General features: G+C 49.0%; 16 protein-coding genes and 1 tRNA gene. 6 read left to right on the top strand and 11 right to left on the bottom strand.

The window, feature by feature from the left end; all coding sequences use genetic code 11:
• Positions 1 to 5 precede the first annotated feature (5 nt).
• Positions 6 to 353, top strand: a complete 348-nt coding sequence (locus HHX48_RS14735) for an Hpt domain-containing protein (RefSeq protein WP_191026190.1) — start codon at positions 6 to 8, stop codon at positions 351 to 353.
• On the opposite strand, the gene HHX48_RS14740 is transcribed toward HHX48_RS14735, so the two are convergent.
• From HHX48_RS14740 to HHX48_RS14765, 6 genes are all read right to left on the bottom strand, one after another.
• Complete coding sequence (locus HHX48_RS14740; RefSeq protein ID WP_191026191.1) at positions 350 to 1,075, bottom strand: hypothetical protein; 726 nt, start codon at positions 1,073 to 1,075, stop codon at positions 350 to 352. The genes HHX48_RS14735 and HHX48_RS14740 overlap by 4 nt on opposite strands.
• 698 nt (positions 1,076 to 1,773) lie before the next feature.
• A tRNA-Leu gene (locus HHX48_RS14745) sits at positions 1,774 to 1,860 on the bottom strand.
• Positions 1,861 to 1,936: 76 nt separating this feature from the next.
• A complete protein-coding gene (locus HHX48_RS14750) occupies positions 1,937 to 2,623 on the bottom strand; it encodes a 3'-5' exonuclease (protein WP_191026192.1) in 687 nt (228 codons plus the stop codon).
• Positions 2,620 to 4,452 (bottom strand): DUF294 nucleotidyltransferase-like domain-containing protein, encoded by a 1,833-nt coding sequence (locus HHX48_RS14755; RefSeq protein ID WP_191026220.1) that lies wholly within the window; start codon positions 4,450 to 4,452, stop codon positions 2,620 to 2,622. Before HHX48_RS14755 ends, HHX48_RS14750 begins: the two co-directional genes overlap by 4 nt.
• Before the next feature lie 53 nt (positions 4,453 to 4,505).
• The gene (locus tag HHX48_RS14760) at positions 4,506 to 6,212 is read right to left on the bottom strand and encodes a sodium:solute symporter family protein (RefSeq protein WP_191026193.1); all 1,707 of its coding nucleotides are present in this window, start codon (positions 6,210 to 6,212) and stop codon (positions 4,506 to 4,508) included.
• 4 nt (positions 6,213 to 6,216) lie between these two features.
• Positions 6,217 to 6,483: a DUF4212 domain-containing protein gene (locus tag HHX48_RS14765; RefSeq protein ID WP_191026194.1), complete on the bottom strand. Its 267-nt coding sequence runs from the start codon at positions 6,481 to 6,483 to the stop codon at positions 6,217 to 6,219.
• 243 nt (positions 6,484 to 6,726) lie between these two features.
• Here HHX48_RS14765 and HHX48_RS14770 point away from each other — a divergent pair, with 243 nt between their 5' ends.
• The 4 genes from HHX48_RS14770 to HHX48_RS14785 all read left to right on the top strand — a co-directional run bounded on the left by HHX48_RS14770 (position 6,727) and on the right by HHX48_RS14785 (position 12,717).
• Positions 6,727 to 10,167: a PAS domain-containing hybrid sensor histidine kinase/response regulator gene (locus HHX48_RS14770; RefSeq protein WP_191026195.1), complete on the top strand. Its 3,441-nt coding sequence runs from the start codon at positions 6,727 to 6,729 to the stop codon at positions 10,165 to 10,167.
• A 148-nt stretch (positions 10,168 to 10,315) separates the two neighbouring features.
• Positions 10,316 to 11,221, top strand: coding sequence for a 30S ribosomal protein S6--L-glutamate ligase (gene rimK / locus HHX48_RS14775; RefSeq protein WP_191026196.1), 906 nt, complete (start codon positions 10,316 to 10,318; stop codon positions 11,219 to 11,221).
• The gene (locus HHX48_RS14780) at positions 11,221 to 12,252 is read left to right on the top strand and encodes a succinylglutamate desuccinylase/aspartoacylase family protein (RefSeq protein ID WP_191026197.1); all 1,032 of its coding nucleotides are present in this window, start codon (positions 11,221 to 11,223) and stop codon (positions 12,250 to 12,252) included. Before rimK ends, HHX48_RS14780 begins: the two co-directional genes overlap by 1 nt.
• A gap of 12 nt (positions 12,253 to 12,264) precedes the next feature.
• Positions 12,265 to 12,717 carry an ATP-dependent zinc protease family protein gene (locus HHX48_RS14785; RefSeq protein WP_191026198.1) on the top strand — a complete coding sequence of 151 codons (453 nt, stop codon included), beginning with the start codon at positions 12,265 to 12,267 and terminating at the stop codon, positions 12,715 to 12,717.
• 40 nt (positions 12,718 to 12,757) lie between these two features.
• On the opposite strand, the gene HHX48_RS14790 is transcribed toward HHX48_RS14785, so the two are convergent.
• Entirely contained in the window at positions 12,758 to 13,408 is a 651-nt protein-coding gene (locus HHX48_RS14790) for a LuxR C-terminal-related transcriptional regulator (RefSeq protein WP_191026199.1), read from the bottom strand.
• 9 nt (positions 13,409 to 13,417) lie between these two features.
• Positions 13,418 to 15,364, bottom strand: a complete 1,947-nt coding sequence (acs, locus tag HHX48_RS14795; RefSeq protein ID WP_191026200.1) for an acetate--CoA ligase — start codon at positions 15,362 to 15,364, stop codon at positions 13,418 to 13,420.
• 254 nt (positions 15,365 to 15,618) lie between these two features.
• On the opposite strand from acs, the gene HHX48_RS14800 reads away from it, so the two are divergent.
• Positions 15,619 to 16,773: a DcaP family trimeric outer membrane transporter gene (locus HHX48_RS14800; RefSeq protein WP_191026201.1), complete on the top strand. Its 1,155-nt coding sequence runs from the start codon at positions 15,619 to 15,621 to the stop codon at positions 16,771 to 16,773.
• 32 nt (positions 16,774 to 16,805) lie between these two features.
• On the opposite strand, the gene HHX48_RS14805 is transcribed toward HHX48_RS14800, so the two are convergent.
• From HHX48_RS14805 to HHX48_RS14815, 3 genes are all read right to left on the bottom strand, one after another.
• Entirely contained in the window at positions 16,806 to 17,777 is a 972-nt protein-coding gene (locus HHX48_RS14805; RefSeq protein WP_191026202.1) for a bifunctional helix-turn-helix transcriptional regulator/GNAT family N-acetyltransferase, read from the bottom strand.
• A 200-nt stretch (positions 17,778 to 17,977) separates the two neighbouring features.
• Positions 17,978 to 19,030 carry an aldo/keto reductase gene (locus HHX48_RS14810; protein ID WP_191026203.1) on the bottom strand — a complete coding sequence of 351 codons (1,053 nt, stop codon included), beginning with the start codon at positions 19,028 to 19,030 and terminating at the stop codon, positions 17,978 to 17,980.
• Positions 19,002 to 20,105 carry a chemotaxis protein gene (locus tag HHX48_RS14815; protein WP_191026204.1) on the bottom strand — a complete coding sequence of 368 codons (1,104 nt, stop codon included), beginning with the start codon at positions 20,103 to 20,105 and terminating at the stop codon, positions 19,002 to 19,004. Before HHX48_RS14815 ends, HHX48_RS14810 begins: the two co-directional genes overlap by 29 nt.
• Between the last annotated feature and the right edge of the window lie 428 nt (positions 20,106 to 20,533).

Genomic DNA, 20,533 nt, shown 5'->3' on the forward strand with positions numbered 1-20,533 from the left:
GTCTGATGTCAGACGCTCTCATTACGTTTAACCGCGATGGCGCCCTGCGGCGTCTAATGAATAACGAGACACTGTTGAACCGCATTCTGGAAATCTTCTTTAGTCAGGCTGAAGAGCGCTTTTCGCAGATACGTCAGGATATACAACTGGGACGTTACACAGAGGCGCGGGCAACCGCCCACGGTCTTAAAGGGAGCGCAGGAGAGGTCGGCGCAGAACGACTTCATCGTTGCCTTGGCGACCTCGAGAAGGCCCTTACAGATAACAGTACTCAGGCAGAAGAATTGTATAAAGTCGCGGTAGTGGAATATCAGCAATTCAGCCAGCAGGCGAGACAGCCCGCCAGCAATTAGTGCTGGCCGACCATGTCAAAAGACTGCGTGCGCTGAGGCGCTGAAGGCTGGATATTAAAAACAATAAAAAAGATAAATGTTGAATACAGCGTCGCGGCCAGTAAAAACACAGCACTGATGTCTATCTGTAACATCATCCCTACCGGAATAACCTGTGCTATGGGTAGAAATGCCAAAAATGCTTTGTGGTTAAATAGCAATTTAAGCCAGATTTTTTCGCCCTGCTGGCGTGAAAGGCTGAGCCCGTGACAGAAATAAGCCAGTACCAGTGGCAGAACCTGACTGACACAAATAGCGCTTGCCGTCATAATGATGCCACCAATCGCTACGGCATCCATCGACGACACGTTACCGGAGGCATCAGTTAACTGAGAAAGCTGAGCCGCTTCCAACAGAAAACCGGCCGCCGCGTAACCTGCCCAGCTCAAAACAGTGATACCCAGTGTAGCCGGCAGAATGATTTTTTGCTGGAATGCCAGTTCGCTCAATAAGCCTTGCAGTGAGCCCGTTCTGTACTGTGTTGTGATGACAGCGACAGACAGCCAGATTAATAACGAGTAGGCGCCCATCTTCAACGGGAATGCGGCAAAGGGTACAACAGATACACCCACGCATAACAATGCGATGACGCCTGCAACGACTGGATGTTTGAAAAGAAAGGCTACTAACTCCCTGTAGGCATCGATGTAATCCTGCTTCTTAAGATTTGTGTTGATCTGCATACTGCTACCCCGTGTGTTTACGCCTGTAAATATATCGGGCACACAGAAAAATTGAAGCGAGTTAGATTAAACATGGGTATGGCATCAGACAAGGGTGTATGCGAGAAAATACGCGCATTTTTTAACCATAATAGTGTTTTCAGACCTAACCTTCTGAAGGGTCTGTGAAAATCAGACTCCGCGCGTCTCTCAATCGTTTGTCTATCAAGTGAGCGCGCTTTTTCGAAAATGATTCGGGCTGCTTCTCAACAGATAACAGCAGCGCAATATTCCCGCCAAGTCTTATTTTTTTACAACAACCCCTGTGAAATGGCGTCATCGCCAAAATAGCAGAGTCAATGGATTTGCTGTAGCAATTAGAAAAAGCAATCCTGAAAAGGTATTACACAGAGGCGGGTGAAGCAAGCGAGGTAGGCAAAGCATACGCTTTGCGCGCAGCTGAACGACAAAAATCTGTGATTTTTGGCTGGATTAGTCCGCCGGGCTCATACTTCTGACGTGATTTTATTTTTAAACTTAAGGGAAAATCTGAGAAAGGATGGTGCCCAGGGGCGGGTGAAGCAAGCGAAGTAGGCAAAGCACCGCTTTGCGCGCAGCTGAACGACAAAAATCTGTGATTTTTGGCTGGATTAGTCCGCCGAGCTTATACTTCTGGCGTGATTTTATTTTTAAACTTAAGGGAAAAATCTGAGAAAGGATGGTGCCCAGGGGCGGACTTGAACCGCCACGACCGTGAGGTCACTAGCACCTGAAGCTAGCGTGTCTACCAATTTCACCACCTGGGCCAACTACAACAGAATCTGAATGTCTGTCTCGCTGTGGGTGCGCAATTTACGCAAGCATCGTCTTCTTGTCAATCACTTATACGCGTTTTTTACCAATTTTTTTCACCGTCAGCGCGCCAGTGTGCGACAACGCAGTTACAGGCGCATCCACCGGAACCCCTAATTCACTTAACTGTGCCAGCCATAGCTCGTAGCAAGCCTGCGCATCACACAGCGCGTCATGTAATGGCGTATCGGGTAACTTATAGCGCTTTCGACACTTATCCAGAGTAAGCATCGTTTGAGGATGCGTGCTTCCCTGCTTTTTTAATAAATATCTGGCTAACTGCATGGTGTCGACAACCACCAGCGTGGTTTCACAAAGCTGAAACCGACGCGTAAGACGATTCAGTAAACCGACTTCCAGCGATGCGTGATGACATAGCAAAATATGCACTCCAAGCAACGGGAAAAGCCGCTTCGTAACATCGCTGACCTTGCTACCGCTTTCCAGCACAGCGTCTGTCAGGCCATGAATCACCGGACTCTGTTCCAATGATTGATCAGTTTTAACTGTTGTGTAAAAGCTGGTACGCGGTTCGATTCGCCCCCCGGTCCCGGCAACCCATCCCACAGAGGTAATGTGGGCGCGCTCGGTGTTCAGGCTGGTCAGCTCAAAATCAAGGGCAAGCATTTTAGCGGTTAAAAGCGGCGATATTATCCGCTCGTCATCACTGTGCTCATGATTGCCCAGGTGAAGCATTTCTCGTATCCAGTTTATCATCCCATGCCACCGCTAAAGTGCATAATAGCTGCCTGCTGCGCTCTGCTTATTGTTTTAAACGCTGCTTTTAACTGATGCTTTTCAATTGAGGATAATTGACTGACCCGAACAAAATTATCTGTCGCATTATTGGTAAGCTGATGGCGCCAGCGTAGCCGTCCCAGAAACAGCCAGATATCCTTTAAATTTCTGGCATCACGCTGTGACAGGTAGCTGTTAGCCGGGAGTGCATTGAATCGCGACGCGGTGCCACTAATAGAAAGCTGCGCAGCAAGCGCGTAAAGCCTGGCCAGATTATTAATGATTGCCACTGCCCCGGTTTTAATGTCGATAGCACCATCGACAGGTGCCTTTTTGGAAAAGACAAATTTCTGGAACATCGAAAGCGGCACTGCCATGTCTGCGGTACTGCGCGCCAGCGCAGCCAGAAAAATGCTGTCACTGAACATCGGCAGTCGCGCTTTTTGCAGGGCCTCAAATAGCTGACGATCGCCGGCCACCGCCCGCACATCTAAAAATATATTGAATTCGAGAATAGCGGCGGGCGTAGGCTGCGAGACCCATTGCTGCGCTTCTTGAACTGCCTGAGATAACGATAACCGCAATGTCGGGTTGCTGGCCATAATATTGCCATCACACAGCTTTATCCCGCATTTAGCCAATCCCCTACATACATACTCAGTCATACCTGCAAACCAGGCGCTTTGGGCATCATCCGGCGTCTTCGCCAGTAACAAACCATTATCCTGATCTGAGCCCATGGTCTGATCCTCCCTTGCCTGAGAGCCATACACCAGCCAGCACCAGTTTATCGGTGCCTCACCATGTTCACGGCAATAAAAGTTAATTAACTTTCGGGTCATTATGTCTGTTGCCTGCGATAACACTTTACCTGCAATATCGAAATCGCCGGGCCGCTTCGCGTGCGATGCAAAGTAGTGAGGTATCTGCCAGGCCAGACGAGATAATTCGTACAAGCTGGACGCTTTTACCAGTTCTCCGATGATGAACAGCACATTCGCCCTTTGCAAACGAATGACGTCAGAGGCGGTAATAATACCTACTGGCTCACGGCTATCCTTTCGTGTGACTGGCAGATGATGAATATTTCGCTCCGTCATCAGTGTCATCGCATCAAACAACGTTTGCTGCTCGTCAATCATAGCGGGCGCGGGTGTCATTACCTCGCTGACTGGCAGCGATACATCAAGTGCTGCCGCCACTACGCGATTTCTCAGGTCTCTATCGGTCACAATCCCTGCCAGCTTATTGTTGTTCACAATCAAAAGTGACGACACGCCGTGCCCGGACATAATTTGCGCTGCATCATGGATAGTCGTGTCCACCGTCGTGGTAACGGGCGATTGCGTTATCGCCTCGTGAAGTGGCTTGTAAAGCCACATTGAATTAGAGCTTTGTAATGCGTGACTTTGTAGCGTGTCACTTTCCAGTGTTCTGAAAAAAACTTCTACATCTGCATTTTGTCGTGCTTCATTAAAGCCTTCTGCGCTGATGATATAAACAAGCCCGGCTTCATCAACACTGATGCTAAGTGGATCGCGGTTGTCATCAATTTGCGCCGAGTAATTAAAAAAGTCGCCATCGGACAAATGCTGTGCACTGCCCTGCCCTTTTTTTACCGTGAACTGCCCGTTCTCAATCAGATACAAATCTGTGCTGTCACCAGGGATAAGCGATGACACATTTTGCGCGGAGAGATAAATAATACTGGTGTGACTCACTAATGCATTAAGCGCATCGGCTGAAAGGTTTTCAAATGGAGCAGCATGGGAAAGAAAATCAATCAGCTGCGGTGAAGCTGTTTCCATCATTTTCGTCCTGCCTTAAGGAAAAAAGCCCACCTGACGGCGGGCTTTGCGTGTTAATGTGCGGAAGCCTGTCCTGCCCCTTTCGGGTAGCGTATGCTTTCCACCAGCTCCTGAATATCTTCAGGTGCCTCTTTGGTTGATTTAAAGACCAGGAATGCCACTACAAAGTTTACCAGCATCCCTAATGTACCAATCCCTTCAGGTGAGATACCGAACCACCAGTTCTCTGGCGTACTCGCCTCAGGGTTAACAAATTTAAAGTAAATAATGTAAACCGCTGTAAAGGTAATCCCCGCTAACATTCCGGCCACAGCCCCTTTATCATTCATGCGCTTACTGAATATGCCCATGATGATAGCCGGGAAGAAGCTGGACGCTGCAAGGCCAAAGGCAAAGGCGACCACCTGCGCCACAAATCCGGGAGGGTTGATACCAAAGTAGCCGGCGATGAGTATCGCAATGGCGGCGGCCATCCTTGCATAAAGCAATTCTGCTTTATCAGAAATATTCGGCGCAAAGTTTCGCTTGAGTAAGTCGTGCGAAACCGATGTCGAGATAACCAGCAGCAGCCCGGCCGATGTTGATAGTGCGGCAGCCACACCACCAGCGGCAACCAGTGCAATTACCCATGCTGGCAAATTCGCAATTTCAGGGTTTGCCAACACCATAATATCGCGGTCGACAACCATCTCATTACGCTCATCACCGGAATAGAACATTTTGCCGTCGTTGTTTTGATCGTTCCACTCGATCAGGCCGGTTTTCTCCCAGTTCTTAATCCACATTGGCGCTTCGGCATACTCTGTACCCTGCATTTCAGGCCCGTTGATAGTCTCTATCATGTTGGTACGGGCGAATGCTGCCAGTGAAGGTGCTGTCGTATAGACGATGGCGATGAACGCCAGTGCCCAACCCGCACTTTTACGGGCGTCACTCACTTTGGGGACAGTGAAGAAACGAACGATAACGTGAGGCAGGCCTGCTGTACCGACCATCAGAGCAAAGGTAATAAAGAACACGTCGATGGTACTTTTGGTTCCGGAAGTATATTCCGTAAACCCGAGATCGACGGATAGCTGATCAAGCTTTTCCAGCAGGAACATTCCCGACCCGTCAGCGAGTGTGGCCCCAAACCCGGTTTGTGGCAGGATATGACCGGTTAACATAATTGAGATGAAAACCGCCGGTACTACATAGGCGAACACCATCACACAGAATTGCGCCACCTGGGTGTACGTTATCCCTTTCATGCCGCCCAGTACGGTATAAAAGAAAACAATCGCCATACCGATAAGTACACCGGTCATAATATCCACTTCCAGGAAGCGGCTGAATACTACGCCCACACCACGCATCTGTCCGGCTACGTAGGTAAAGCAGACAAAAATGGCACAGAATACCGCTACGGTTCGAGCTGTCTGGGAATAGTAACGGTCGCCAATGAAATCCGGCACAGTAAATTTGCCGAACTTGCGCAGGTATGGCGCCAGACATAACGCCAGCAATACATAGCCACCGGTCCAGCCCATCAGATATACTGCACCGTCGTAACCCATAAACGAGATAAGCCCGGCCATTGATATAAAGGATGCTGCAGACATCCAGTCAGCTGCAGTTGCCATACCGTTTAAAACCGGAGGTACGCCACCGCCCGCAACGTAAAAGTCGTTCGTCGAGCCCGCGCGTGCCCATATCGCAATGGCAATGTATAGTGCGAAAGTACCGCCAACTATCAAGAATGTTAATGTTTGAATATCCATGGTCTTATTCCTCGTTTACGCCATACTTCCTGTCCAGCGCATTCATTTTTGCCATGTAGACAAAAATCAGTGCCACGAACACATAAATCGCGCCTTGCTGCGCAAACCAAAAACCAAGCTTAAATCCGAAAAACTGAATCTGATTAAGCACGTCTACAAACAGGATCCCCGCACCAAACGATACGACGAACCATATAATAAGCAGCTTCACCAGAAGAGAGAGGTTCTCTTTCCAGTAAGCGACTTTGTCTTCGTCACTTCTAAATGCCATTATATTTCCCCTCTTACCAGGTTAATTAATTGTTTCTTTTTTACATCTCGCCAACCAATGGTTTTTTCTGTGGTCTGTCGTTTCTGCGACAACGCTCAGAAAACAGAAAAAACCTTTGCTATAGCGGCTTTTATTTACTCTAGACCTGGTCAGGGAATCTACAAATGCGACGATGGTCGTAGGCGCATCCGTAGCAATAAAGGATAGAATTTAAACCATGATGTTAAACAGGTGTAAACAACGATGACTTTTGGCTGGATTGCGCTGGCGCTAATTTATCTGGTGGGGCTGTTTTATATTGCACGCTGGGGCGATCGCAATTCCCCCACGGCAAGGTGGCTGACGTCTCATCCGGCCATTTATTCGCTGGCACTGGCAATATATTGCACAGCCTGGACCTTCTTTGGCGCTGTGGGACAGGCCAGCCAGTACTCCTGGGATTATCTGCCGATTCTGCTGGGGCCCATTCTGGTTTACCTGTTTGGCTACCGGTTCATCAAAAAGCTGATACTGGTAAGTAAAAAACAGCATATCACTACCGTGGCAGACTTTATCGCCTCCCGCTACGGCAAGCGTCAGACAGTCGCTTTACTGGTTACATTAATTGCTTTGTTGGCAACCATTCCTTACATCGCTTTGCAGTTAAAAGCGATTGGTTCAATGTTTCAGCTGCTTACCCAGCAGCCGGATACCCACATGATTATTATCGTGGCGACGCTGTTTATTGCAGTATTTGCGATTTATTTTGGTACCAAACAAACCGATGTCACTGAATACCGGCGTGGTCTGATGCTGGCAATCTCTTTTGAGTCGTCCATTAAACTGCTGGCGCTGGTACTGGTGGCTATTGTTGGCTACACCGCCTGGGACAAGGCAGGTTCGCAATCCATCTCTGATGCCTTTTTTGCCAGAGCGGCTGCTGAGCAGCTCGGCTCGTTCAGCTTTATCTCTCAGACGATTATGGCCGCAGCGGCTGTCATTTGTCTGCCTAGACAATTCCACGTTGCCATTATTGACAATTTGAACCTGAGTCACCTGAAGACGGCGCGCTGGTTATTTCCGCTTTATCTGGCCATTATCGCCACTGTTATTCCGGTAATAGCAGTGGCTGGCAATATTCTTTTTGACCAGAGTACTGTAGAGCCGGATACCTATGTATTGTCACTTGCGATGTATTCCGAATCGCTTTTTCTGCAGATAATTGTTTTTATCGGGGGGCTGTCCGCGGCCACTGCGATGATCATTGTTGCCACCCTCACCTTAAGCACAATGCTAACCAATGATGTCGTTTTACCCCGCATATTTGCGCTAAAGGACCACACGCAAAGTAACCGGGATTACACGCGCCATATCCGCCTGATAAGAAGACTGGTTATTGGCTTAATTCTTTTACTGGCATTTATATATCATCAGCAAATGACCTATAGCCGGTCATTACACTCTATCGGTCTTATCGCCTTTTCACTGGTCATACAGCTTTTACCGGCAGTTGCCGGAGGGCTTTACTGGAAGCGGGGACACGCTCATGGCGTATATGCGGGGTTGTTGGTGGGCCTGACAACCTGGATACTTTGGCTGGTACTGCCGATACTTAATACAGACGCCCCGGCTCAGGCGCAAAACGAACTACACAGCCAGGGCGCCATGATTAGTCTGGCAGCCAATATTATCACCTACATTGGCTTTAGCGTCTTCGCGCCCGCGCGACTGATTGATAAAATTCAGGCTGAAGCCTTTGTTTCGCCGGCAGACGCCAGCCTGACCACTCGTGGCAAGCACCCCATCACGACCACGGCGGATGATCTCATCACACTGTTATCTACTTTTATGGGCAGCGGGCGCTGCGAGCAGCTCATTGCCGATTTCGAGCAACTCAACAATGTCCAGATACCCCGTAATACTATCCCTGATGAAGAATTCATGTCGTTTTGCGAACGCGCATTGGGCGGGGTAATCGGGGCAGCCAGCGCGAAGGTGCTTATCGACAGTATCACCCGGGGTAAAAAGCTCGACTTTGCTGAGGTTATCAACTTTTTCGATGACACCACTCAGGCCATGCAGTTTAATATGACAGCGCTGCTCACCTCGCTGGAAAATATTGATCAGGGCATCAGTGTTGTTGATAAACATCTCAACATGGTGGCCTGGAATAAAAAGTACACCACCTTATACCCTTATCCTCAGGGAATGTTGACAGTAGGCACGCCGGTAGAAAAACTGGTGCAATATAATGCTGAGCAGGGGGAGTTTGGCGCCGGAGATATCGACGAACAGGTGGAAAAGCGCATGGAGCACCTGCGTGCCGGCACCCAACACCGCTTTACGCGTCAGCGCGGCGATGGCAGGGTCATCGAAATGGTAGGTAATCCGCTCCCTGGAGGTGGCTTTGTTACCAGTTTTACCGATATCACTGGCCACATTGAGATTCAGCAGGCGCTGGAAGAATCTAATATCGATCTTGAAGCCAGAATTAAAAAACGTACTGAGGAAGTGCACTCGATTAATGCCGAGCTTCGTCTGGAAATTGAGCGACGCTCCGAGGCTGAAAAAGAGCTGATCCGCGCCCGCAAAGCAGCTGAAGATGCCAACGCCAGTAAAACCCGCTTTCTCGCCCTGGCCAGCCATGATGTACTCCAACCATTGAATGCTGCCAAGCTATACGTCAGCGCACTGGAGGAAGCGAACCTGTCAGGCGCCATGCAGGATATCGTTAAAAAACTGTCCCATAGCGTCTCGTCCAGTGAAACACTGATTGCGACCTTGCTGGACATTGCCCGACTCGACCAGGGGGAATTAAAGCCCAGTCTGGAACCTGTTAAGCTGCGTGATTTACTGACACCGCTGGCGGATGAAATGAAGATGCGGGCCAGTGAAAAACAGTTATATCTGCGAGCGAGTATCAATGATTGCTGGGCAATGGCAGATAAGACATACCTTTATCGCGTGGTACAAAACTTACTGTCCAATGCGGTGAAATATACACAGTCCGGGCGGGTCTTACTGCATGTGTACGCTTATGATAAGCAGGTCATTATCAAGGTATATGATTCGGGCGTAGGCATATCAAAAGAACACCAGGGCCTGATATTCAGTGACTTTTATCGAACCAATGACACGCAGGGACAGGGCGTAGGGCTGGGTCTTGGCGTTGTCCGACGCCTGAGCACACAAATGAAGGGCACTATCGGTGTCAGCTCCATTCCCGGAAAAGGCAGTTGCTTCTCCCTGTCACTGCCGCAGGCCTCTCAACGACAGAAAAACCTGCCCAACCGCATCGGCCGGCCTGCGCAGTTTCAGGGCTTACGGGTACTCTGTGTCGATGACCAACAGGAAAATCTTGATGCGCTGCGCACGTTATTGGAAAAATGGGGCGTGAAGGTCGTCACCGCCGATAACTGGGATGACGCATTAACTCAGGCTGAAATATTCTCACCACAGATTTTATTAATGGACTATCAGTTAAGTGAACATCACAATGGTCTGGAGCTGATAGACGCCATTCGTCAGCACTTAAATATTGTCCTTCCGGCAACGCTGATTACTGCTAATCAGGAACAGTCACTGCTCGATACTGCAAGGCAGCAAGGGGTAAATTATTTGAGCAAGCCGATTAAACCAGCAAAGTTACGCGCTTTACTACAGAGTATGACCCGCTATATTAAAGAGGCATCGGTAAAAAATTAAGAATATGTTTGTTATCACAAAAGTTTACATTCGTTACCATGAATTTATTTTAGTTACTGGTAGCGACGCTACGTGATACCTTCAAACTTTTGTGTTGCGCAATCAGTACAAAAGTAAGACAACAACACTGATATTAAGGAACCTTGCGATGCGTATCGCAATACTCTCTAGAAACCCGAAACTTTATTCTACTAAACGACTTCAGGAAGCAGGTCAACAACGCGGCCATGAAATAGATATCATTGACACCATGCATTGCTACATGGACATTACCAGTGCGCGACCTTCCGTGCGTTATAAAGGTAAAAGACTGCCTAAATACGATGCTGTTATTCCGCGTATAGGCGCATCGGTAAGTTTTTATGGTACGTCTGTGGTCAGACAGTTTGAAATGATGGGAACGTACAGTATCAACGAGTCAGTCGCTATCAGCCGCTCAAGAGATAAGCTACGTTCATTGCAACTATTGTCTCGTAAAGGTATCGGCATGCCCCGAACCGGGTTTGCTCACCATCCGGATAAAATTGATGATCTGATTAAAAATGTTGGTGGTGCGCCGGTTGTTATCAAGTTGCTGGAAGGAACCCAGGGTATCGGTGTGGTACTGGCCGATACCGCAAAAGCGGCCGAATCAATTATCGAGGCCTTCATGGGACTCAACGCCAGCATTCTGGTTCAGGAATACATCAAAGAAGCCGGTGGCTCGGATATTCGCTGCTTTGTAGTAGGTGGTAAAGTTGTTGCTGCTATGAAGCGACAGGCTGCACCTGGCGAATTTCGCTCTAACCTGCATCGCGGAGGTTCCGCCAGCCTGACACGCCTGTCACCGGATGAGCGTAAATGCGCGATAGATGCCGCCAGAACAATGGGGCTGAATTGCTGCGGTGTCGATATTCTGCGGTCCAACAATGGCCCGGTGGTGATGGAAGTTAACTCGTCACCCGGTTTGGAAGGCATTGAAAATGCCACCGGCAAAGATGTAGCCGGTATCATTATTGAGTTCCTTGAAAAGAATGCGACACCTAACAAAACCAAAACGCGAGGGAAAGGCTAGTGGCAGATGCTGATTTAGTCATCGGGGATGTTGCTGTCTCTCCCGGGCAAACGACCAAAATTCAGCTAGAAATGCCGCCGTTATACACGGCGACAAATATGAGTATTCCGGTTTATGTTAAGCGCGGTAAGCGCCCCGGCCCAACGATGTTTGTCAGTGCGGCCATTCATGGTGACGAGCTCAATGGTATTGAGATTGTAGCTCGCCTGATTCGTTCTAAATCGATAGAACGTATGCGCGGAACGTTGATCGCTGTGCCAATGGTGAACGTGTATGGGGTGCTCAACCAATCACGTTATTTGCCGGATCGTCGTGACTTAAACCGATGCTTTCCCGGCAGTAAAAAAGGCTCGCTGGCCGCCAGGCTGGCGCATCTGTTTTTTACAGAAGTCGTTTGCAAATGTGATGTGGGCATCGACCTGCATACCGGCGCCATTCATCGCAGCAACATTCCACAGATTCGGGCGAATCTGGATGACGAAGAAGTCATGGAAATGGGCAAAGCATTCGGTGTACCCGTTGTTTTAAATGCGGATATACGCGATGGTTCGCTACGCCAGGCTGCCAGTGAAGCCGGCGTAAAAATGCTGCTTTATGAAGCCGGCCAGGCCCTGCGCTATGACGAATTTTCAGTCAGAGCCGGCGTGAAAGGTGTCATCAACACCATGCGTCATTTGGGCATGCTGAATAAACGCAAAACGAAGGGGCATGATATACAACGCTTTATTGCTCATCAGAGCGGTTGGGTGCGTGCGCCTGAAAGTGGATTTGTCACGCATCTGGCGCAGTTAGGTGATCATGTTGAAAAAGGTGACAGACTGGCCGTCATTGCAGACCCGTTCGGTGAGCCCCAGGCCACCATCATCTGTCCGGCTGAAGGTGTGGTGATAGGAAAACAAAACATCCCCCTGGCACAGGAGGGTGAGGCCATTTATCATGTTGCCTACTTCAGCCGCGCCGAAGCGGTTGCAGAGCATGTGGAGTTACTCCAGGATAGCCTGGTACCCACAGAGCAGGCCGTTTCTGAATAAAGGAACTGAGTAGTGAGTACATCAGATACACAACAAAAAACCATTGTCGGCGCACTTGAGTTATGCAACTTGCCGGATTTAGCAATTACATCACTTCATGTGCGTGTTGATAGCGGCGCCGCTACCTCATCGCTGCACGTCGACAATATTGAAGAGTTCGAAAAGGACGGTGATTTGTGGGTAAGTTTTGATATTCACCCTGATATTCATAATGTTGAAACCGTAACCCGCCGACAGGCAAAGGTGCAGGCCCAGAAACGGGTAAAGAGTTCAACTGCAACCCGCGAGCGCCGTTATGCGATACAGACTCCCATCGAAATGGCCGGGCAACGCTGGCAAATCCAGCTAACCCTTACCGACCGCTCAGAAATGACGTACCTGATGCTATTGGGCCGTGAGGCTATGGCTGGTCGGCTCATTGTCGATCCGGAGTTTGATTACCTGCTGGCTAAAGAATCAGACTAGTAACCTAAATACTATCGACTCTGGCGTTTCAACCGGAACATCAAACGCGCTGCTCTGGCGGCTCCAGTTCCAGTTGAGACGCAATCAGAACGGCCTGTGTGCGATTGTTAATTCCTAACTTCTTAAATATAGCGGTGACATGGGCCTTTACCGTCGCCTCCGCGATATCAAGGTTGTAACCAATCTGCTTGTTAAGCAATCCGTCACGCATGTAACAGAGGACCTTATATTGCGAGGGTGTCAGGCTTGACACCTTATCGGCTAACTCACTGAAACTCTCATCAACCTCTTCAAGATGATCTGTGACCGACTCCGGCACCCAGATATCTCCGTCCAGAATGACCTGCACAGCTTCCGCAATATCGGCAGAGCTCGCGGTTTTAGGAATAAAACCCAGGGCGCCTACACCAACAATTTTAGAAATGATAGTCGCATCTTCCGTTCCGGACACGACGGCTACCGGCAGACCGGGAAAAAGTTTTCTGATATGAAGCAATCCGAATAAATCATTGCTGCCGGGCATATGCAGATCCAGCAGCAATAAATCGATATCTTCGTGTTGCAACAGCGAAACGGTGTGGTTGAGATCGCCGGCCTCGAGCATCCTCAAGTCCGGCAGGTTCAGCGATAACGCGCCTTTCAGCGCATCCCGATACAACGGATGATCATCTGCAATAAGCAGCGTTATCATGATGTTCCCTTATTTATTCAGCCTCTGCTCAATGAGTGTATCAACAACTGAAGGATCCGCCAATGTGGATGTATCGCCAAGCTGGTCATGCTCATTAGCCGCAATTTTACGCAGGATTCGACGCATAATCTTTCCTGAACGCGTTTTGGGCAGCCCCACCGACCATTGGATCATATCAGGTGTCGCAATCGGGCTAAGTTCCTGTCTTACCCAGTCACGAAGCTCTTTAGTCAGCGCCTCATCAGGTTCTACGCCTTCATTGGGGGTAACATACACATAGATACCCTGCCCTTTGATGTCATGGGGGTATCCTACAACAGCGGCTTCGGCGACCTTGCTATGCGCCACCAGGGCACTTTCAATTTCAGCGGTGCCCAGACGGTGGCCGGATACGTTAAGGACATCATCGACCCTGCCGGTGATCCAGTAATAGCCGTCTTCATCACGACGTGCACCATCACCGGTGAAATAGACTCCCTGGTAGGCACTGAAATACGTATTGATAAAGCGCTCATGATCACCATACACCGTTCGGGCCTGGCTAGGCCAGCTATCCTTAATGACCAAATTACCCTCGGCCTCACCGTCCAGTTCATTACCATCAGCATCAAACAGCGCGGGTTGAATACCGAAGAAAGGTCGCGTGGCGGAGCCCGGTTTGAGTGCGGTGGCACCTGGTAGTGGCGTAATCATATGACCGCCCGTTTCAGTTTGCCACCAGGTATCCATGATAGGACAGCGACTTTGTCCAAGTACGCGGTAGTACCACTCCCAGGCTTCCGGGTTAATCGGCTCACCCACTGTGCCCAGAATTCTCAGGGAAGATAAATCACAGCCTTCAGCCGGCTTATCGCCGTGTGCCATCAGCGCTCTGATTGCAGTAGGCGCAGTATAGAAACTATTAACCTTATACTTCTCAATGACCTGCGCGATACGGGTAACATCCGGATAAGTAGGCACACCCTCAAAGAAAACCTGCGAGGCGCCATTGATCATCGGCCCGTATACCATGTAGCTGTGTCCCGTGATCCAGCCAACATCGGCTGAACACCAGTAAACATCATCCTGCTGGTAATCGAAGGCATATTTAAATGTAAGGGCGGTGTACAACAGGTAACCCCCGGTCGTGTGAACGACACCTTTAGGGGTTCCGGTGGAGCCGGATGTGTACAGAATAAAAAGCGGGTCTTCCGCATTCATCACTTCCGGCTCACATTGTGCTGAGCAGTCATCCACAAGCGCTTCCCAGACGACATCCACATCATCATTCCAGGCCACGTCGCCACCGGTCAGCTTGTGACAAATAACATTGGTGATAGACGGACATGCGCCATTGGACAGCGCCTTATCAACATTCTGTTTTAACGGTACGCTGCGGCCGCCGCGACGCCCTTCGTCACAGGTTATAACCACTTTGGCAGCGCTGTCATTGATGCGGTCGGCGATAGCATTAGGTGAGAAGCCGCCGAAAATCACCGAGTGAACCGCGCCGATTCTGGCGCAAGCCAGCATTGCATAAGCTGCATGAGGAACCATCGGCATATAGATAGCAACACGGTCGCCTTTACCTACCCCGAGCTTTTTTAAGCCATTGGCCAGCTTGCACACTTCGTAGTGAAGCTGCTGGTAGGTGATCTCTTCGCTGTCTTCGGGGGAATCTCCCTCCCAATACAGTGCGACCTTTTTGGCATTTTTTGCCAGATGCCGGTCAATACAGTTATAACTGGCATTAATCTCACCGTCTTCAAACCACTTGATAGACACATCATCTTTACCGAAATGTGTATTTTTAACTTTGGAAGGCTTGGTATACCAATCAAGAAATTCGGCATGTTTTCCCCAAAATCCTGACGGATCCTCTACCGATTCTTTGTACATTTGCGTATATTGCGCTTCGTCCAAATGGGTGGTTTGCTTAATTTGTTCGGGAACAGGATACGTCTTACTGGCAGTCATAATGTGCGCCTCCGGTTTTAAAATTCGATTTCACCATATAGATACATCAATGTAGCCGGTATTGATTAAAGCAAAATGAGACTTTGGTCTTACCGCAAACAGCCTGTATATCAACTGACTAAGTTTTATACTTGCGACTTTGGTCTTATGCGACCATCCGCTTATTTCCAATACATCGTTAATGGTCCACCCTAACAGACATTCACGATATTTTAACATAATTGTAACCAATCACATGTAGACGGGACAGACTGATGAAACACACAATGAAAAAAACCGCCGTCGTTTGCGCATTGTCTTCGCTGGGATTTTGTGCAAGTGCAGCCACATTGGGCAATACCGATGTGGCCTTCTCTGGCTATATCAAAGCCGATGCGATGGTATCAGACTACTCAGACGGCTCCCTGCCTTCTGGGAGCATTGGACGCGACTTTTACATTCCCTCGTTAACGCCCGTAGGCGGGCCGGATGAAGATGTGCAGTTTGATGCGCACATCAGACAGTCTCGCTTTCGGTTTGCGACAGAAACCCCTACTGAAAGCGGTGATAGCATAAAAGGCGTACTGGAACTTGATTTCATTGTAACCAGTGGCGGTGACGAGCGTATCAGCAACTCTTATTTGCCGCGGGTTCGCCACGCCTACCTGCAATACAAAAACTGGCTCGTAGGTCAAACCTGGACCACCTTTATGGATGTATCCATATTGCCTGACTCTTTGGATTTTATCGGCGTCACCGACGGGGTGACATTTGGTCGTCAGACCATGGTCCGGTATACCAACGGCGGACTGGAAGTCGCGCTTGAAAACCCTGAAACCACTGTCACACCATTTGGTGGTGGTGGCCGCATTGTAGCTGATGATAACTCGGTTCCCGATCTCATCGCAGCCTATACAGTTCGCGATGACTGGGGACATGTCAAAGTCGCTGGGTTAATGCGCCAGCTGTCTTACAATGATGGTGCGTTGGTGGATGCAGATGAGACCGGATACGGCATCGCTATTTCAAGTAAAATCAATCTGGGCGCTGATGATTTACGCATGATGTTTAATACAGGCGCAGGTATGGGCCGTTATTCTTCGCTGAACTCAGCAAATGGCGCGGTTATCACCCAGAACAATGATTTGGAGACAATTGATTCATATGGCTACTCCATTGCCTATCGACATGTATGGAGCGAACGCTCAGCCTCATCAATTATGTTTTCAGCGTTAAATGTCGACAACGATACCAGTCTTACCGGCATGGGTGTTACCGAAAGTTCATACAGCACTCGGGTTAATTACCTGTACTCTCCGGTAAGTGCACTGACGCTGGGGGCGGAATACGCATTCGCTAAACGCGAGATAGAATCAGGGCTTGAGGGTGATATGAATCGCATTCAGGTGTCAGCAAAATACGCGTTCTAACACATCGTTGCTTAAGGGCGTCGGGTACGCCCTTATTCTTCTTTGCACCGCGCCTCCTGCTTGAGTGCTAACGCCATCTGGATATCGCATCGGGCATAAGGTGACGCCGCGCCCTTTACCTCGGTAAACCCCAGCTTCTTATACAGATTAATGGCTGCAGTCAACTGACGGTTACTCTCAAGATAGAGCTGTGAAGCACCTTTATCAAGCGCAGCATCAATGACTGCCTGCCCCAACATATATCCTATTCCCATCCCCTGACATACCGGCGATACCGCCATTTTCGCCAGCTCGAACTGACTGTCGTTCATTTTAATCATCGCACAGGTTCCTATAACGTCTTTATTGACCATGGCAAGCAGGATGCTTCCACCTTGCTCAATAATCTTGTCGGGATCCTCAAGGGACGCATAGTCAGACGGTTCCATCACAAAAAACTGTTCTATCCACTGTTTATTGAGGTCATAAAACGCTTTAGCGTGCTGCCTGTGATAGGGGACGATCTGAACAGATTGCTGATTAAAACGTTGCGCGCTTATCTGTGTCCGTTGTGATAGCGATTTTCTGCGCAGTGCTGTTTCGAACGCATCGACCAATGCCATAAATTCAGGATGAACACTGTTTGTCAGTAACTGCATGGCATTGCCCACATCCCGCGTTTGTGCACTTAAGGCTGGCAGCATTTGCTTTGCCGTAGGCGTCAAGCTAATAAGCGTTGAGCGCTTGTCCTGTTCGCTGGGTGTCACAGTCACGAGCGCCCGGACTCGCATTTGCTTAACAATTTTGCTGACAAATACATGCGAATGACCGGTCTGTTCGGCAAGCGCCTTTATACTTGATTGTGGCGTCTGCGACAGCACCATAATAATCGGGAACCAGCTTGGTTCTATGTCGACGTTATATGATTGATATATTGAACCCGCGTCGGAAGAGAGCATTTCAGCCAAACGACGTAAGCGACTACCCAGGGCCGCTTCAGCTAATTGTTTCAGAAGATCAGGCATCACAACTCCACATTTATGTAACTAGTTACATAGTTATTCAGATTGGTTATTCTGTCAATGTTGGTTCGCAACATTTGTGTTGATCAGAGGCTGGGTTTTGAGGCAGGTTTGAAGCTGCAAGGTCACATGCAAGATGCGACTGAGAATATCAGTGCAAAGCCACAAAGGCGGCCGTAACCGCCTTTATAATTAGCTAGCCTTTAGAAAGCGATGGGATAACGCCGCATGGTTTCGTCAACAGATTGCAGCGTTTCTGCTGACAGTGTGATGCTGAACGCTTCAATATTTTCTTTTAACTGAGCCGTTGATGTAGCTCCGATAATCGTTGACGTAACACCCGGTACTTGCTGACACCACGCAAGAGCCAGCTGAGAGGGCGTGATACCGGCATTCTTCGCGATGTTGATATATTCGTCGGTAGCCTCTCGTGCCAGAGGTGTATCCCTGAACAACCCTTGTCGCTGAACAAAGGTCCAGCGAGAGCCTTCTGGCCGCGCGCCACCCTGGTATTTTCCACTGAGTAATCCAGTGGCCAGCGGTGACCACGGAAGGTATGCAATATCTTCAAGGTGGCACATTTCGATAAGATAAGGCCAGTCTTTAGCATGCAGCAGATTAAATTCATTTTGAATGGATACCGGACGCGGCACACCCGTTTCACCGCAAAGCTTCAGAAAGGTATGGATCCCCCACGGCGTGTCATCAGATAACCCCCAATGGCGGATTTTGCCACTTTTTATAGCCTCACCGAGTGCCAGAACGATGCTTCGCATTTCCTCAACATTCTGTTTTTTGTTTAGCTGCGTTGGGTCTGTCATGCCAATCCACTGCTTGCCAAAGTGCGGGGAAGTCCGGTTAGGCCAATGCAGTTGATACACATCGATAACATCGGTTTGCAGACGTGTCAGCGATGCTTCTATCGCAGGCATGATGGCATCGCCGGTGATATTTTTTGCTTCACGGATCCACTCAATACCGCCCCCGGCGATTTTTGTCATGACGATGAGGTCCTGACGTTTGTGCTGGTTTCGGGAAAGCCAGTCGCCGATACACCGCTCTGTATCCGCGTAGGTGGGCGCATTAGGCGGTACAGGATACATCTCTGCGGTGTCCAGTACATTAATACCTGCGTCCAGCGCCATACCTATTTGCTCATCAGCATCCTTCTGCGTATTCTGGATGCCCCAGGTCATGGTGCCTAAACAAATTTCTGAAACAGAAAGCTCACTGCTTCCTAACTGGTGATATTTCATTGTTCTCCCGAAGATGACTGCTGTCATTCTGCTGATTGTCGCGATGTTGCTGTCTCAGCGCTGCCTGTGTTTCCGCCAGTTCCAGTTCCATATTACGTCGTGACTCGACCATTTCGTTGGCCAGCTCAGCTAATGACTTAAATTCTGCGAAACCGAGTTGTTTTGGATCAATTCTTTGATACTGGCGCTTACAGCGGTAAAAAAACATAACAAAATTAGCAAACGCGCTGTGAAAAGTCGCGAAGCTTTTGACCAACAACAGAATCAGTACGACTGAAGTGGTCAAAGCGATACTCAGGCTATAAACACGAACCTGCTCAGTTTGATTGTTGATCAGAGGCTGAAAGGCAGTATCAATATGTTCCAGCTGCGCTTCAACATCATGAGCCTGCTGCCGGAACTGCCCTCTCAGCCCTTCGTTATGCGTTATGCCCATGGCTTTGTTTGCGGTAGCAAGCCGTGTGAAAAGCTGTATGTAAGCGTCCAGGAGTATCTTTTCATCACCAGAGTCAGACCGGCGCACCAGTTTGTCTGTTAAAACATAAAAGCGCTTGGACGATTGCTGATCATTAAACAACATATACTCACGAGCTGCCACCCGTGCTTCAGCAAGCACTTCATCACTGCCAACGACAGGAGTCAGCTGTTGTTCCACGCTCGCCAGCTCACCCTTAAGTCCCAGTGTTTTTGTCAGCCCTATTTCTGTCTGAAGCTGCACCACCTGATTAAACAGCCGCTGATAATCAAATATACTTTGTGCTAACTGACCGGCCTGCTCGTCCGGATAATCGTGTTCTTTCATCATTGGCACAAAACGGGCTAAACGCTGATTAAATATTTCTGCGCGACGAGTAAACCGGTGGTAATAGTCGATTTCGTGTCGTAACAAAAAATCTTTTTCATGCCTACGCATCTGCAATAAGTCTTGCCCCAGCCGAAGCAGTAACTCACGTTGTTGATGCAGAGAAACAAGTTTTTGCGTAAAGAAATGCTGGCTGATAACCAGTAAAGCCATTCCCAACACGCAAATTAAAAGCATTAGCAGCAGTCGGGACTTTATCGAGTCAAACTTCATAATCGCTCATCGCCTGGTAAAAGTGTGACAACTGTACTCACGAAATATGAACAAAGCATTGCAGCGACAATCAAACCAGCTGATATCGAACTTCTCCTGTTAGCCCAATACGCTACTTTTTACTATCAGTTTGAACGGTTGTGTTACGAAAGAAATAGGATGATGGGTGTTACAGAATCATTTTGCAGATACAAAAAAAGGCCGCTTGCGCGACCTTTTTCAAGTGACTGTGTGTCAGCTTAGATTATTCAAAAATCTTCGCTACGACCGACATGAATGTCGGAAGTGCAGAAAATGCAGGAGCAATGTTTTGTCAGCACCAGCACCTACTGTACGACCACGTGACTGCGGGCTTCCTGCCCTTCGCCCTTCGGGCCATCCTTTTCGGGATGTTCAACATCGCTCCAGGCGATGTTGTCACGCCAATC

The organism is Salinimonas profundi (assembly GCF_014750655.1).
GTDB classification, from domain to species: Bacteria; Pseudomonadota; Gammaproteobacteria; order Enterobacterales; family Alteromonadaceae; genus Alteromonas; species Alteromonas profundi_A.

Coding starts and splice junctions, on each gene's coding strand:
- HHX48_RS14735 (WP_191026190.1), top strand. CDS start 6: ATGTCAGACGCTCTCATTACGTTTAACCGCGATGGCGCCCTGCGGCGT.
- HHX48_RS14740 (WP_191026191.1), bottom strand. CDS start 1,075: ATGCAGATCAACACAAATCTTAAGAAGCAGGATTACATCGATGCCTAC.
- HHX48_RS14750 (WP_191026192.1), bottom strand. CDS start 2,623: ATGATAAACTGGATACGAGAAATGCTTCACCTGGGCAATCATGAGCAC.
- HHX48_RS14755 (WP_191026220.1), bottom strand. CDS start 4,452: ATGGAAACAGCTTCACCGCAGCTGATTGATTTTCTTTCCCATGCTGCT.
- HHX48_RS14760 (WP_191026193.1), bottom strand. CDS start 6,212: ATGGATATTCAAACATTAACATTCTTGATAGTTGGCGGTACTTTCGCA.
- HHX48_RS14765 (WP_191026194.1), bottom strand. CDS start 6,483: ATGGCATTTAGAAGTGACGAAGACAAAGTCGCTTACTGGAAAGAGAAC.
- HHX48_RS14770 (WP_191026195.1), top strand. CDS start 6,727: ATGACTTTTGGCTGGATTGCGCTGGCGCTAATTTATCTGGTGGGGCTG.
- rimK (WP_191026196.1), top strand. CDS start 10,316: ATGCGTATCGCAATACTCTCTAGAAACCCGAAACTTTATTCTACTAAA.
- HHX48_RS14790 (WP_191026199.1), bottom strand. CDS start 13,408: ATGATAACGCTGCTTATTGCAGATGATCATCCGTTGTATCGGGATGCG.
- acs (WP_191026200.1), bottom strand. CDS start 15,364: ATGACTGCCAGTAAGACGTATCCTGTTCCCGAACAAATTAAGCAAACC.
- HHX48_RS14800 (WP_191026201.1), top strand. CDS start 15,619: ATGAAACACACAATGAAAAAAACCGCCGTCGTTTGCGCATTGTCTTCG.
- HHX48_RS14805 (WP_191026202.1), bottom strand. CDS start 17,777: ATGCCTGATCTTCTGAAACAATTAGCTGAAGCGGCCCTGGGTAGTCGC.
- HHX48_RS14810 (WP_191026203.1), bottom strand. CDS start 19,030: ATGAAATATCACCAGTTAGGAAGCAGTGAGCTTTCTGTTTCAGAAATT.
- HHX48_RS14815 (WP_191026204.1), bottom strand. CDS start 20,105: ATGAAGTTTGACTCGATAAAGTCCCGACTGCTGCTAATGCTTTTAATT.